This window comes from Methylobacterium sp. V23 (genome assembly GCF_002917135.1).
GTDB lineage: Bacteria > Pseudomonadota > Alphaproteobacteria > Rhizobiales > Beijerinckiaceae > Methylobacterium.
Window position 1 is genome coordinate 391272 of sequence record NZ_PDHT01000001.1, and the last position, 14276, is coordinate 405547.

Genomic DNA, 14276 nt, shown 5'->3' on the forward strand with positions numbered 1-14276 from the left:
CGCCCGGGCGCAGCCGCGGAATGAGACAGAGGGGCGATTCCGTGCCCACGGAGTCGACCGGAACCCGCCGAGGCGGTTGTGCACCGCAGGGGCGGGTTCTATAGACGGGCGGCCGGTGGGCCGTGGCACAATTTCGGCAGAAGGGGCCGTCCTCGGGACGGCTGATCTCTAGAATCGCATGAGCGCAGCCGCTGCCTTCTTCTACCTGTTCGCAGGTGTGACCATCGCCTCGGGCTTCATGGTGATCGCCTCGCGCAATCCCGTGGCCTCCGTGCTCTTCCTCATCCTGGCCTTCGTGAACGCCGCCGGCCTGTTCGTGATGATGGGCGCCGAGTTCCTCGCGATGATCCTCGTGGTCGTCTATGTCGGCGCGGTGGCGGTGCTGTTCCTGTTCGTCGTGATGATGCTCGACGTGGATTTCGCGCAGCTGCGCCAGGGCTTCCAGCAATACCTGCCCATCGGCGCGCTGATCGGCGCGGTCTTCCTGATCGAGCTGCTGCTCGTGGTCGGCTCCTGGACCATCGATCCGGGCCTCGTGCAGGCGCCCCTCGGTCCCGTCGCCAGCGCCGAGGCCGTCACCAACACCCAGGCCCTCGGCCGGGTGCTGTACACGGACTACGTCTTCTTCTTCCAGCTCGCCGGCCTGATCCTGCTGGTGGCGATGATCGGCGCCATCGTGCTGACCCTGCGCGACCGTCCGGGCGTCAAGCGCCAGAACATCTCCGTGCAGAACGCGCGCACCCAGACCATGGCGGTGGAAACCCGCAAGGTGCCGTCGCGCCAGGGCGTGGAAGTCTGATGGCCGGCGGACCTCGAACGGCAGAGACCGGGAGCCACATCCGATGATCGGCCTGAGCCATTACCTGACGGTCGCCGCGATCCTGTTCACGCTGGGCGTGCTCGGCATCTTCGTGAACCGCAAGAACGTCATCGTCATCCTGATGTCCGTCGAGCTGATCCTGCTCGCGGTGAACATCAACCTCGTCGCCTTCTCCACCCACCTCAACGACATCACCGGTCAGGTCTTCGCCCTGTTCGTGCTGACGGTCGCGGCGGCGGAGGCGGCCATCGGCCTCGCCATCCTCGTCGTGTTCTTCCGAAACCGCGGTTCGATCGCGGTCGAGGACGTCAACATGATGAAGGGCTGAGCGGAACCGAGGCGACACTCGATTTGACGCCCGGCAGCGCGGTGACCGCGCCGCCGGGGCGGTGACACGAACCCCACAGGGCGCCGCTCGGGCTCCTCGCGCATCGCGCGGGGACCCGGCGCACCCAGGAGGCCGGACAAGCCAGCGATGTATCACGCGATCGTCTTCCTCCCGCTCGTCGGCGCGCTGCTCGCCGGCCTGTTCGGCCGCCAGCTCGGCGCCAAGCTCAGCGAGGGCATCACCACCGGCCTCCTCGCCTTCTCGGCGCTGCTGTCCTGGGGCGCCTTCCTCGAGGTCCCGGGCACCGAGCACGCCACCCGCGTGCAGGTCGCGACCTGGTTCACCGCCGGCGACCTGGTGGTCGACTGGGCCTTCCGCATCGACACCCTGACGGTGATCATGCTGGTGGTCGTGACCTCGGTCTCGACCCTCGTGCACCTCTACTCCATCGGCTACATGGAGGAGGATCCGCACCGGCCGCGCTTCTTCGCCTACCTGTCGCTCTTCACCTTCGCCATGCTGATGCTGGTGACGGCCGACAACCTCGTGCAGATGTTCTTCGGCTGGGAGGGCGTCGGCCTCGCCTCCTACCTGCTGATCGGGTTCTGGTACGAGAAGCCCTCGGCCAACGCCGCCGCCATGAAGGCCTTCATCGTTAACCGCGTCGGCGATTTCGGCTTCTCGCTGGGCATCTTCCTCGTCTTCGTGCTGACCGGCTCGATCGCCTTCGACGGCATCTTCGCCCGTGCGCCCGAGATCAAGGACGCCACCTTCCACTTCCTCGGCTACGACTGGAGCGCCCTGACGCTCGCCTGCCTGCTGCTGTTCATGGGCGCCATGGGCAAGTCGGCCCAGTTCCTGCTGCACACCTGGCTGCCGGACGCGATGGAGGGGCCTACCCCCGTCTCGGCGCTGATCCACGCCGCCACCATGGTGACGGCCGGCGTGTTCATGGTGGCGCGCCTGTCGCCGCTGTTCGAGCTCGCCCCCAACGCCCTCATCGTGGTCACGGTCATCGGCGGCATCACGGCGTTCTTCGCGGCCACGATCGGTCTCGTCCAGAACGACATCAAGCGCGTGATCGCCTACTCGACCTGCTCGCAGCTCGGCTACATGTTCGTGGCCCTCGGCGTCGGCGCCTACTCGGCCGCCGTCTTCCACCTCTTCACCCACGCCTTCTTCAAGGCGCTGCTGTTCCTCGGGGCCGGCTCGGTCATCCACGCGATGCACCACGAGCAGGACATGCGGAACATGGGGAATCTCCGCCGCTACATCCCCTTCACCTCGGCGGTGATGACCATCGGCACCCTGGCGCTGATCGGCTTCCCCTTCACCGCCGGCTACTACTCCAAGGACGCGATCATCGAGGCGGCCTACGCCTCGACCCGGCCCGGGCACACGCTCGCCTTCCTGTGCACCGTCGTCGCCGCGCTGATGACCTCGTTCTACTCCTGGCGCCTGTTCTTCATGACCTTCGAGGGACCGGCCCGCTGGGCCGGCCACGGGGCGCACCACGACGACGACCACGCGGTGGCGCAGGCCGCTCATGCGCCGACTTCGGCCCATGCGGCGACTTCGGTCCATGCGGCGACCTCGGTCCATGCCGCGACCTCCGCGGAGGCCGACGGCGCGCCGGGCCATCATGAGGGCGTCGCCCACGACGACAAGGGCCACGACCTGGAGCCGGCCTCGCACAGCGCCATCGAGCACCACGACCATGCGCAGACCCCGCATGAGAGCCCGCTGGTGATGACGATCCCCCTCGCGCTCCTGGCCTTCGGCGCGCTCTTCGCCGGCCTGATCTTCAAGAACCGCTTCATCGGCGAGGGCATGGACGCGTTCTGGGGCCATGCCCTGGGCCACGGTCCCGACAACCACATCATGCACGACATCCACGCGGTGCCGGCCCTGGTCTCCTACGCGCCCTTCATCATGATGCTGATCGGCTTCGTGCTGGCCTACTGGATGTATATCCGCCGGCCCGAGTTGCCGGGCCAGCTCGCCGCCCAGCAGCCGAGCCTGTACCGGTTCCTGCTCAACAAGTGGTACTTCGACGAGCTCTACGACCGGATCTTCGTCCGTCCCGCCAAGGACTTCGGCAAGTTCCTCTGGAAGGAGGCCGACGGCCGCGTCATCGACGGCATGGGCCCCGACGGGATCGCCACGCGCGTGCTGGACGTGACCCGCGGCGTGGTCCGCTTCCAGACCGGCTACGTCTACCACTACGCCTTCGTCATGCTCGTCGGCGTCGCCGCCCTCATCAGCTGGTACATGCTGACCGGCTTGCCCAAGGTCGCCCATTGATGGCCGCTGTCACGCATCGGAGCGCCCGCTAATGTTCGGCCTCGGAATCCTCTCCGGCCTCCTGATCGTGCCGCTCTGCGGCGCGGCCTTCATCCTCACCCTCGGCGAGGAGACGGAGGCCTCGAAGCGCAATGCCCGCTGGGCCGCGCTGATCACCACGCTGGCCACCTTCCTGCTCTCGCTGGTGGCCTGGGGTCGCTACGACGCGACCACGGCGAATTTCCAGCTGGTCGAGACCCATGCCTGGCTGAGCGAGGCCACCCGCTTCAAGCTCGGCGTCGACGGCTTCTCGATGCCGCTGATCCTGCTGACCACCTTCCTGATGCCGTTCTGCATCGGCGCCTCGTGGCTCTCGGTGAACACCCGGGTGAAGGAGTATTTCGTCGCCTTCCTCGTCCTCGAGACGACGATGATCGGCGTGTTCTGCGCCCTCGACCTGGTGCTGTTCTACCTGTTCTTCGAGGCCGGCCTGATCCCGATGTTCCTCATCATCGGCATCTGGGGCGGCAAGCGGCGCATCTACGCCAGCTTCAAGTTCTTCCTCTACACCCTGCTCGGCTCGGTGCTGATGCTGCTCGCCATCATGGCGATGTACTGGCACGCCGGCACCACCGACATCCCGACCCTGCTGCACACCCGCTTCCCGGTGGAGCTCCAGACCTGGCTCTGGCTGGCCTTCTTCGCCTCCTTCGCGGTGAAGATGCCGATGTGGCCGGTCCATACCTGGCTGCCGGACGCGCACGTGGAGGCGCCCACCGCCGGCTCAGTGATCCTGGCGGGCATCCTCCTGAAGATGGGCGGCTACGGCTTCATCCGGATCTCGCTGCCGATGTTCCCGGACGCGAGCCACGCCTTCGCCCCGATGGTGTTCGCGCTCTCGGTGATCGCGATCATCTTCACCTCGCTGATCGCGCTGATGCAGACCGACATCAAGAAGCTCATCGCCTATTCCTCGGTGGCGCATATGGGCTTCGTGACGCTGGGCCTCTTCACCATGAACGAGCAGGGCATCCAGGGCGCCCTGTTCCTGATGATCTCGCACGGCATCGTCTCCGGCGCGCTCTTCGTCTGCGTCGGCGTGGTCTACGACCGGATGCACACCCGCGAGATCGCCGCCTATGGCGGCCTCGTGAAGCGGATGCCGCTCTACGCGGCGGCCATGATGGTCTTCACCATGGCCAATGTCGGCCTGCCCGGCACCTCCGGCTTCGTCGGCGAGTTCCTGGCCATGATGGGGGCCTTCCGGGCCAACCCGACGGTGGCGTTCTTCTCGGTCTTCGGCATCATCCTGTCGGCCGGCTACGCCCTCTGGCTCTACGCCCGGGTGATCTACGGCAAGCTCGAGAAGCCCAACCTGCAGGGCATCCTCGACCTGGACCTGCGCGAGAAGATGATCATCGCGCCGCTCGTCGCCCTGACGATCTATTACGGCGTCCACCCGGCCCCCGTGCTCGACACCTTCGCGCCCTCGACGGAAGCGTTGATGCAGAGCATGCGGACCGCGCTCTCGAACACGCAGACCGCCGCGGCCACCCTGCCGCCCGCGTCGCGCTGAAGGCTTTGACCCGATGAACGCCGCTCAGATCGTCCTGCCCGCGCTCGGGCCCGCCCTGCCGGAGCTGATCCTCAGCATCGGCGTGCTGGTGCTGATCCTCTACGGTGCGTTCCGGGGCGAACGCTCCGCCGAGGGCGTCAATGTCGGGGCGCTCATCCTGCTGGTGGTCGCGCTGTTCGCGGTCATGTCCCAGTCGGGCGCCAAGATCACGACCCTGAACGGCTCCTTCATCGTCGACAACTTCTCCAAGGTGATGAAGGCTCTGATCCTGCTGGGCTCGGCGGCCACGATCCTGCTCTCGCGCGACTACTTCCAGCGCGAGCGCATCGACCGGTTCGAGTTTCCGATCCTGCTGATCCTCTGCACCATCGGCATGATGGTGATGGCCTCGGCCAACGACCTGATCTCGCTCTATCTCGGCCTGGAGCTGCAATCGCTCGCCGCCTACGTCATCGCGGCCTTCCATCGCGACAACCTGAAGTCGACGGAAGCTGGGCTGAAGTACTTCGTCCTCGGCGCGCTCTCCTCGGGCATGCTCCTGTACGGCGCCTCCCTGGTCTACGGCTTCACCGGCACGGTCTCGTTCCCCGGCATCGTCGCGGCCCTGGACGGTACCGCCGGCTTCGGCATCGTGCTCGGCATCGTCTTCGTCTCGGCCGGCGTCGCCTTCAAGCTCGCGGCCGTGCCGTTCCACATGTGGACGCCCGACGTCTACGAGGGCTCGCCGACGCCCGTCACCGCCTTCTTCGCCTCGGCGCCCAAGATGGCCGCCATGGCGATGACCGTGCGGCTGTTCATCGGCGCCTTCCCGGACGTGACCGCGGTCTGGCAGCAGATCATCGTCTTCGTGGCGATCGCCTCGATGGCGTTGGGCTCCTTCGCCGCCATCGGCCAGCGCTCGCTGAAGCGCCTGATGGCCTATTCCTCCATCGGCAATGTCGGCTACGCGCTGGTGGGCCTCGCCGCCGGCTCGCAGGAGGGCGTCAGCGGCGTCGTCGTCTACATGATGATCTACCTGGCGATGACCCTGGGGGCCTTCGCGGTGCTGCTGTCGCTGCGGCGCGGCGGCCAGATGTTCGAGACCGTCGACGACCTCGCGGGCCTGTCGCGCACCCATCCGGTCATGGCCTTCTGCCTCGCCGCGATGATGTTCTCGCTGGCCGGCATCCCGCCTCTGGCCGGCTTCTTCGCGAAGTACTACGTCTTCCTCGCCGCCATCAAATCCGGCCTCGTGGCCCTGGCGATCATCGGCGTGGTCACCAGCGTGGTCGGCGCGTTCTACTACCTGCGCCTCGTCAAGGTGATGTACTTCGACGAGCCGGTGGCCGCCTACGAGCCGATGCCGCCGGGCGCCCGCATCGTCCTCGGCCTCGCCAGCGTGGTCGTGGTCCTGCTCGGGATCGTGCCGGGTCCCATCGTCGGGGCCGCGAGCGCCGCCGCCAAGTCGCTGTTCTAGGTCCTTGAGCGGATACGCCCTCGGTGCCCTGGCGCGGGGGGAGGGGCACCGCCTCCACGTCCACGACCGCCTCGGCTCCACCAACACCGAGGCGCTGGACCGGTTTCGCGCGGGCGAGGCGGGACCGCTCTGGGTGGTGGCGCACCGGCAGGAGGCCGGACGGGGGCGGCGCGGCAACGCCTGGGTCTCTGAGCCCGGGAACCTGACCGCGAGCCTGCTCTGGCCCGTGGACGACGTCGACCCCCACCAGGTTCCAACCCTCGGCTTCGTCGCCGGCACCGCCCTGGCCTCCGCCCTCGCGGCGGCCGGCATCACCGGGTGCCGCCTGAAATGGCCGAACGACGTCCTGGCCTCCGGCGCCAAGCTGGCGGGGCTGCTGCTGGAGGCGGAAAGCCGGCCCGGCGGGCGCCGCGCGGTGGTGATGGGCTTCGGTGTCAATGTCGCTGCGACGCCGCAGGGCTTGCCTTATCGCGCGACGTGCCTCAGGCAGATGCAGTACGACACGCGCGCCGAGGACCTGTTCGTCCACCTGACGGACGGACTCGTCGACGCCGCGCGACGTTGGGAGTGTGGCCGCGGATTCTCGAGGATCCGCGAGCGCTGGATCGCTGACGCGGCCGGGATCGGCGCGCCGGTTTCGGTGCGCACGGGCGACACCCTCGTACACGGAATTTTCGAGACGATCGACGAGGCGGGGCGGCTCGTGGTCCGATCGGAGGATGGGACGCGACGGACCGTGACGGCGGGCGAGGTGCATCTGGGAACGGCCGCGACGGCGGCTTGAGGTTTGGACGGACAATGACGACAGGGCAAGACGAACTCGTCTTCGTGCCGCTCGGCGGCGTGGGCGAGATCGGCATGAACGCGGCGCTCTACGGCTTCGGCCCCCCGAAGCGGCGCAAATGGATCATGGTCGATTGCGGCATGGGCTTCGCCGGCGAGGAGGGATTCCCCGGCATCGACCTGATGTTCCCGGATCTCAGCTTCATCGAGGAGCGCAAGGACGACCTCCTGGGCATCTTCATCACCCACGCGCACGAGGACCATATCGGCGCGATCGGTGAGCTCTGGCCCAAGCTCAAGGCGCCCGTCTACGCGACGCGCTTCGCCAAGAACCTGCTGGAGGCCCGTCGCCTGAGCGAGCCGGGCGCGCCCAAGGTCATCCTGAAGGAGATCCAGGCCGGCCGCCGGGTCCAGATCGGCCCCTTCGAGATCGAGTACGTGCCCGTCTCGCACTCGATCCCCGAGTCGAACGCGGTCGCCATCCGGACGCCGCACGGCCTGCTGCTGCACACCGGCGACTGGAAGCTCGACCCGACCCCGATCCTCGGCGACGTGACCTCGGAGGCCGCCTTCCGGGCCCTCGGCGACGAGGGCATCCTGGCGATGATCAGCGATTCCACCAACGTCGTGCGCGAGGGGCGTTCCCCGAGCGAGGCCGAGGTCGCCGCCACCCTGCGCGAGCTCATCGCCGACGCCCCCCACCGGGTCGCGGTGACGACCTTCGCGTCCAACGTCGCCCGCATGCGCGCGGTGGCGGAAGCCGCCCAGGCCTGCGGCCGCGAGGTGATCGCGGTCGGTCGGGCCATGGACCGGGTCATCGGGGTCGCCCGGGAATGCGGCTTCCTCGACGGCCTGCCGGACTTCCGCTCGTCGGACAGCTACGGCTACCTGCCCCGCGACAAGGTCGTGGCCCTGCTCACGGGCTCGCAGGGCGAGGAGCGCGCCGCGCTCGCCCGCGTCTCGCGCGACGACCATCCCGACATCACCCTGGCGGCGGGCGACCGCGTCATCTTCTCGTCGCGGGCCATTCCCGGCAACGAGCGGGCGGTGGGCGCGATCATCAACGACCTCGTCAATGCGGGCATCGAGGTGGTCACCGACCGCACCAAGCTCGTCCACGTCTCGGGCCATCCCCGGCGCGACGAGATGGCGGAGATGTATGCCTGGACCCGACCGCAGACGGCGATCCCGGTCCACGGCGAGGCTCTGCATCTCGACGAGCACGCGCGCTTCGCCCGGGCCCAGGGCGTGCCGAACATCGTCAAGGCCCGCAACGGCAGCGTCGTGCGCCTGGCGCCCGGCACGCCGGAGATCGTCGACCACGTCAAGGCCGGGCGCCTGTTCAAGGACGGCAACGTCCTGATCGACGCCAAGGACCGGGCCATCCCGGAGCGCCGCAAGCTCTCGCAGGCCGGTCTGGTCTCGGTGGCCATCGCCATCGACGAGCAGGGCGAGATCCTGGGCGAGCCCGCGATCGACATCATCGGGCTGCCCAATCGCGGCCGGAACGGCCAGGCGATGCTCGACGTCGTGGTGGAGTGCGTGTCGCGCACGCTCTCGGGCCTGTCGAAGCAGAAGCGACGGGATGCCGAGGGCGTCGAGAAGGCCGTCGACCGCGCGATCCGCTCCGCGGTGAACGAGGTCTGGGGCAAGAAGCCCGCCTGCCACGTGCAGGTGGTCGAGGTCTGATGCGCGAACCCTCCCCCTCCGCGGGGGAGGGGTGTCGCCGATGGAGCGGGTTGCGCGGGACGCCCGCGCAACCCATCGTCATCCCGGGGCCGCCCACGGCGACCCGCGAGGACACCGCGGTGCCATCGCGAATCGCCCCGCTCGACGGGGAGGGGTGGCGGCACCGTTTCGGAGGGAAGGGGAGCAAACCATGATCGGACGCCTGAACCATATCGCCATCGCGGTCCGCGATCTCGACGCCGCCTGCGCCATCTACCGGGACACCCTCGGGGCCACCGTGACGGAGCCGCTGCCGCAGCCCGAGCACGGCGTGACCGTGGTGTTCGTCAACCTGCCCAACAGCAAGGTCGAGCTGATGTCGCCCCTGGGCGAGGGCTCGCCCATCGCGAGCTTCGTCGAGCGCAACCCCCAGGGCGGCGTCCATCACGTCTGCTACGAGGTCGACGACATCATCGCCGCCCGCGACACGCTCAAGGCCCAGGGCGCCCGCGTCCTCGGCACCGGCGAGCCGAAGATCGGGGCCCACGGCAAGCCCGTTCTCTTCCTCCATCCGAAGGACTTCCTCGGTACCCTCGTCGAGCTGGAGCAGGTCTGAGCCGGATGAACGGCATCCTGCAGACCCTGGCGGCCTCCACCCTGCGCACCCTGGCGGTGATGGGCGTGGTGCTGGTCGCGGTGGTCCTCCTCGCGGTGGGCCTGTTCAAGCTCACCGTGTTCGGCGCCCTGGCCCTCTACTTCGTGGTCTGGTGGACCCTGCTCTTCGTCATCCTGCCCCTGCGCAACCAGGTCGAGACCGACCCGGAGCGGATCGTGCCCGGCCAGGACCCGGGGGCGCCCGCCGCTCCGCGCCTGCGCGAGAAGGCGATCCTCACCTCCGTCCTGGCGAGCGTCGTCTTCCTGGCGGCGATCCAGGTCTTCGAGCTGGCCGGCCTGTAAGGACGCCGGGGACGTCCGGTCGAACCGGATGGGATCCCGCCCGCGGACGAAGCGCACGCTGCCGTCATGGTCCAGACTGGGCGCGTCGCTGCCCCCGTGAAGAACGGACAGCGTACGCGGGACATCGAGCCACGGCCGCAGAGACAGCACCGCGTCGTTCCGGGGCGCCGCAGGCGAGCCCGGAATCCAGAGCCGCCGACGGTGCAAAGTCTTGCGCACCCTGGGTTTCGGGAGCCCGGGTTCCGCGGCGCGGCCCCGGGACCACGGCGCCTCGACGCGGGATGGCGCGCGGATCACGCGGGAGCGGCCACAGCCTCGCGCAAGCCTTCAGGCATAAACGCAAGCCTTCAGGCATAAAAAAAGCAAGGCCTAAGCCTTGCTTTTGTAAAGATGGTCGTTTGCTCAGCCTCGATTGTCTCACGCATTGCTGACGGCGTGGCGGCTGAAATTCCTCCCGAGACTCGGACCGTGTGGCGCCACTGCTTGGCGGCGCGATCATCACGGAGGCGCTTATAGGAACAACAATTCTCATTGTCACCTGTCTCGTGAGACATTCCTGCGCTTTTCTACCGGAATGGTGGGCAAGGCATGCTCGGCGACCGGTAACGCTTGCCCGACGGCCGGCCAGACTTGCCCAACGGCCCGCGAGGCTTGCGGTTTGGCGGGTCGGCCTTGACGGGAATGGAGCTCGGCCGCGGGGGCGAAACGCCACGCTGCGGACCAGTGTCACCCCTCCGCGCTTGTGTTTTCCCGATGCAATGTGTTGTGTGCCGGGGCGTGCCGCCGCCCCGCTGGCACGCTGTTTCCAGGGCCTTTCATGCGTCTCTCCCGCTACTTCCTGCCGACCTTGCGCGAGACGCCCAAGGAGGCCGAGATCGTTTCTCACCGCCTCATGCTGCGCGCCGGGCTCGTGCGCCAGGAGGCCGCCGGCATCTATGCGTGGCTGCCGCTGGGCCTGCGCGTCCTGAACAAGGTCTGCGCGGTGATCCGGGAGGAGCAGGACCGGGCGGGGGCCATCGAGATCCTGATGCCGACGATCCAGTCGGCCGAGCTCTGGCGGGAATCCGGCCGCTACGAGGCCTACGGCAAGGAGATGCTCCGCATCTCGGACCGTCACGACCGCGAGATGCTGTTCGGCCCCACCGCCGAGGAGGTCGTCACCGAGATCTTCCGCGGCAGCGTGCGCTCCTACAAGGACCTGCCGAAGAACCTCTACCAGATCTCCTGGAAGTTCCGCGACGAGGTCCGGCCGCGCTTCGGCACCATGCGCTCGCGCGAGTTCCTGATGAAGGACGCCTATTCCTTCGACATCGACCAGGCCGCCGCCCGCCACGCCTACAACCGGATGTTCGTGGCCTACCTGCGTACCTTCGCGGGCCTCGGCCTGAAGGCGATCCCGATGCGGGCCGATACGGGTCCGATCGGCGGCGACCTCAGCCACGAGTTCATCATCCTGGCCCAGACCGGCGAGAGCGAGGTCTACTGCGACAGCCAGTACCTCGACTTCGAGGTCCCGCCGATCACCACCGATTTCGAGGACGTCGCGGCGCTGCAGGGCACCGTCGACCGCTGGACCTCGCTCTACGCCGCCACCTCCGAGATGCACGAGCCGGCGGCCTTCGCCGAGGTGCCGGGCGACAAGCAGATGGCCGCGCGCGGCATCGAGGTCGGGCACATCTTCTACTTCGGCACCAAGTATTCCGAGCCGATGGGCGCCAAGGTCACCGGCCCCGACGGCGTCGAGCGCCCGGTCCATATGGGCTCCTACGGCATCGGACCGAGCCGCCTCGTGGCGGCGATCATCGAGGCGAGCCACGACGAGGCCGGCATCATCTGGCCTGACGCGGTGGCGCCCTTCGACGTGGCGCTGATCAACCTCAAGACCGGCGATGCCGCCACCGACGCCGCCTGCGGCGAGATCCAGGCCACCCTGGAGGCGGCCGGCCTCAGCGTGCTCTACGACGACCGCGACGAGCGCCCGGGCGCCAAGTTCGCCACGGCCGACCTCATCGGCCTGCCCTGGCAGGTCATCGTCGGCCCCCGCGGCCTGGCCGAGGGCAAGGTCGAGCTGAAGCGCCGGGCCGGCGGCGAGCGCGAGAGCATCGCCCCGATCGATCTGCTCGCCCGCCTGAAGCGGCTCTGAGGCACCCCATGGCGGCGACCCTGACGGACAGGCTTGCGGGCCTACGCGCCCGGTTCCGGCGCGGGAGCACGCCACCCTTCGCCGGGTTCGAGTGGATCATCGCCGGGCGCTACCTGCGGGCCCGGCGCCGGGGCGGCGGCGTCTCCGTGGTGGCGTTCTTCTCGCTCCTCGGCATCGCCCTCGGCGTCGCCACGCTGATCATCGTGCTGTCGGTGATGAACGGCTTCCGCACCGAGCTGCTGTCGAAGATCGTGGGCATCAACGGCCACGTCTTCGTCGCGCCGATCGACAAGCTCTTCACCGACTATGCCGACCTATCCGAGCGCCTGTCGAAGGTCGCCGGGGTCCGGGCGGCGATTCCCCTGGTGGAGGGGCAGGCCTTCGCCTCGTCGCCCTATGGCGGCGCCGGCAGCGGCGTGCTGGTCCGCGGCATCCGGGGCGAGGACCTCGACAAGATCGGCGCCATCGCGAGCAACATCAAGGGCGGCAGCCTGGAGGGTTTCGACGACGGCTCGGGCGTCGCCATCGGCCGGCGCCTGGCCGAATCCCTCGGCGTCCAGGCCGGCGACCAGATCAACCTGCTGACCCCCAAGGGGGCCTCGACGCCGTTCGGCACGGCGCCGCGCACCAAGGGCTACACCATCAAGGCGATCTTCGAGATCGGCATGACCGAGTTCGACTCGACCTTCGTGTTCATGCCGCTCACCGAGTCCCAGGCCTTCTTCAACCGGGACGCCGATGTCAGCCTAATCGAGATCTACCTCGACAATGCCGAGGCGGTGGGCGCGATGCGGCCCGACCTCGAGATGGCAGCCGAGCGCCCGGTGCTCCTCACCGACTGGCGCCAGCGCAACCGAACCTTCTTCGGGGCGCTGGAGGTGGAGCGGAACGTCATGTTCCTGATCCTCAGCCTGATCGTCGTGGTGGCGACCCTGAACATCATCTCGGGGCTGATTCTGCTGGTGCGCGACAAGTCGAGCGACATCGCCATCCTGCGCACCATGGGCGCGACCCCCGGCACCATCATGCGGGTGTTCCTCATCAACGGGGCGCTGATCGGCGTGGTCGGGACCCTGAGCGGCCTGGGGCTGGGCATCCTGATCACAATGAACATCAAGGGGATCCAGCGGGTGCTGTTCCCCTCCGCCTGGGACCCCACGGTGCGCTTCCTGGCCGAGATCCCGGCCGAGATGAATGCCAACGAGATCACCGTGGTGGTCGTCACCTCCATCGCCCTGTCGCTGATCGCGACGCTGTATCCCTCGTGGCGCGCCGCCCGGCTCGATCCGGTGCAGGCCCTGCGCTACGGCTGAGGCCCGAACATCCATGACCACGAAAGCCGAGGCGCCCGGCGCGCAGCCGGTCCCGGCCCTGTTCTTCGCCAAGGTGGAGCGGCGCTACACCCAAGGGGCCGGCGACGGGGCCGGCGCCCTCGAAATCCTGCGCCAGGCGGATTTCGCGATCTGGCCGGGCGAGCTCGTCGCCCTGGTGGCCCCCTCGGGGGCCGGCAAGAGCACCCTGCTGCACCTCGCCGGCCTGCTGGAGCGCCCCGACGGCGGCGAGATCTATATCGGCGGCAGTCCGACGGCCGCGATGGGGGATGCCGAGCGCACCCGCCTGCGGCGCGAGGAGATGGGCTTCGTCTACCAGTTCCACCACCTCCTGCCGGAATTCTCGGCCCTGGAGAACGTGGTGATGCCGCAGCTCATCCGCGGGCTGTCCCAGCGCGAGGCCCGCGAACGGGCGGGCGAGCTCCTGAGCTTCCTCGGCCTGAAGGAGCGCCTCCTGCACCGGCCGGCCGAGCTCTCGGGCGGCGAGCAGCAGCGCGTCGCCATCGCGCGCGCGGTGGCCAACGGCCCGCGCCTGCTGCTCGCCGACGAGCCCACCGGCAACCTCGATCCGCACACCGCCGCCCACGTCTTCGGCATCCTGGTCTCGCTGGTCCGCGCCTCCGGTCTCGCCGCCCTGGTGGCCACCCACAACATGGATCTCGCCGCCCGCATGGACCGGCGCGTGACGATCCGGGACGGGCTGATCGAGCAGCTGCCCTGAGGGCGGGTGGGGGACTCTGCGCGGGCCATCCCCGCACTGGAGGGGCCGACACCTCGCCTGAGCCCTCCCGGCCGATCCGCGACCCCGGGCCGGGCTGATGGAATTTACGCGACGTTAACGACGATCCGTCAGCGCGGAGACTTTTGCTTTACATAGAACAAAACAAGAACAAAACTCGGGGCGTCAACGAAAGGCGATGCCCATGTTCAA

The 14276-nt window shown here is 68.5% G+C and carries 12 protein-coding genes; all 12 read left to right on the forward strand.

The features are described from left to right. Positions 1-178: 178 nt before the first annotated feature. The 12 genes from CRT23_RS01815 (at position 179) to CRT23_RS01870 (ending at position 14066) form a co-directional block, all read left to right on the forward strand. Positions 179-799 carry an NADH-quinone oxidoreductase subunit J gene (locus tag CRT23_RS01815; RefSeq protein WP_055947364.1) on the forward strand — a complete coding sequence of 207 codons (621 nt, stop codon included), beginning with the start codon at positions 179-181 and terminating at the stop codon, positions 797-799. A gap of 43 nt (positions 800-842) precedes the next feature. Further along, positions 843-1148, forward strand: a complete 306-nt coding sequence (gene nuoK / locus CRT23_RS01820) for an NADH-quinone oxidoreductase subunit NuoK (protein ID WP_055947368.1) — start codon at positions 843-845, stop codon at positions 1146-1148. 147 nt (positions 1149-1295) lie between these two features. Beyond that, positions 1296-3452 (forward strand): NADH-quinone oxidoreductase subunit L, encoded by a 2157-nt coding sequence (gene nuoL, locus CRT23_RS01825; RefSeq protein WP_103708334.1) that lies wholly within the window; start codon positions 1296-1298, stop codon positions 3450-3452. 31 nt (positions 3453-3483) lie between these two features. Then, complete coding sequence (locus CRT23_RS01830; protein ID WP_055947375.1) at positions 3484-5007, forward strand: NADH-quinone oxidoreductase subunit M; 1524 nt, start codon at positions 3484-3486, stop codon at positions 5005-5007. A 13-nt stretch (positions 5008-5020) separates the two neighbouring features. Then, positions 5021-6463, forward strand: a complete 1443-nt coding sequence (gene nuoN / locus CRT23_RS01835; RefSeq protein ID WP_055947378.1) for an NADH-quinone oxidoreductase subunit NuoN — start codon at positions 5021-5023, stop codon at positions 6461-6463. Positions 6464-6467: 4 nt separating this feature from the next. Continuing rightward, positions 6468-7247 carry a biotin--[acetyl-CoA-carboxylase] ligase gene (locus CRT23_RS01840; protein ID WP_103708335.1) on the forward strand — a complete coding sequence of 260 codons (780 nt, stop codon included), beginning with the start codon at positions 6468-6470 and terminating at the stop codon, positions 7245-7247. A 14-nt stretch (positions 7248-7261) separates the two neighbouring features. Further along, complete coding sequence (locus CRT23_RS01845) at positions 7262-8935, forward strand: ribonuclease J (RefSeq protein ID WP_055947383.1); 1674 nt, start codon at positions 7262-7264, stop codon at positions 8933-8935. 190 nt (positions 8936-9125) lie between these two features. Continuing rightward, the gene (gene mce / locus CRT23_RS01850; RefSeq protein WP_055947386.1) at positions 9126-9530 is read left to right on the forward strand and encodes a methylmalonyl-CoA epimerase; all 405 of its coding nucleotides are present in this window, start codon (positions 9126-9128) and stop codon (positions 9528-9530) included. Then, complete coding sequence (locus CRT23_RS01855) at positions 9527-9871, forward strand: DUF1467 family protein (protein WP_055947388.1); 345 nt, start codon at positions 9527-9529, stop codon at positions 9869-9871. The genes mce and CRT23_RS01855 overlap by 4 nt, the downstream gene beginning before the upstream one ends. Before the next feature lie 817 nt (positions 9872-10688). After that, on the forward strand, positions 10689-12014 hold the full coding sequence (gene proS, locus CRT23_RS01860; RefSeq protein WP_103708336.1) for a proline--tRNA ligase: 1326 nt from the start codon (positions 10689-10691) through the stop codon (positions 12012-12014). Positions 12015-12022: 8 nt separating this feature from the next. Next, on the forward strand, positions 12023-13327 hold the full coding sequence (locus tag CRT23_RS01865; RefSeq protein WP_055947392.1) for a lipoprotein-releasing ABC transporter permease subunit: 1305 nt from the start codon (positions 12023-12025) through the stop codon (positions 13325-13327). Between the two features lie 13 nt (positions 13328-13340). Beyond that, positions 13341-14066 (forward strand): ABC transporter ATP-binding protein, encoded by a 726-nt coding sequence (locus tag CRT23_RS01870; RefSeq protein ID WP_103708337.1) that lies wholly within the window; start codon positions 13341-13343, stop codon positions 14064-14066. Positions 14067-14276 lie beyond the last annotated feature (210 nt).

Bases quoted from the DNA above. Each gene is read 5' to 3' on its own strand.
- nuoK (WP_055947368.1), top strand. From the start codon at position 843: ATGATCGGCCTGAGCCATTACCTGACGGTCGCCGCGATCCTGTTCACG.
- nuoL (WP_103708334.1), top strand. From the start codon at position 1,296: ATGTATCACGCGATCGTCTTCCTCCCGCTCGTCGGCGCGCTGCTCGCC.
- CRT23_RS01845 (WP_055947383.1), top strand. From the start codon at position 7,262: ATGACGACAGGGCAAGACGAACTCGTCTTCGTGCCGCTCGGCGGCGTG.
- mce (WP_055947386.1), top strand. From the start codon at position 9,126: ATGATCGGACGCCTGAACCATATCGCCATCGCGGTCCGCGATCTCGAC.
- CRT23_RS01815 (WP_055947364.1), top strand. From the start codon at position 179: ATGAGCGCAGCCGCTGCCTTCTTCTACCTGTTCGCAGGTGTGACCATC.
- nuoN (WP_055947378.1), top strand. From the start codon at position 5,021: ATGAACGCCGCTCAGATCGTCCTGCCCGCGCTCGGGCCCGCCCTGCCG.
- proS (WP_103708336.1), top strand. From the start codon at position 10,689: ATGCGTCTCTCCCGCTACTTCCTGCCGACCTTGCGCGAGACGCCCAAG.
- CRT23_RS01830 (WP_055947375.1), top strand. From the start codon at position 3,484: ATGTTCGGCCTCGGAATCCTCTCCGGCCTCCTGATCGTGCCGCTCTGC.
- CRT23_RS01865 (WP_055947392.1), top strand. From the start codon at position 12,023: ATGGCGGCGACCCTGACGGACAGGCTTGCGGGCCTACGCGCCCGGTTC.
- CRT23_RS01870 (WP_103708337.1), top strand. From the start codon at position 13,341: ATGACCACGAAAGCCGAGGCGCCCGGCGCGCAGCCGGTCCCGGCCCTG.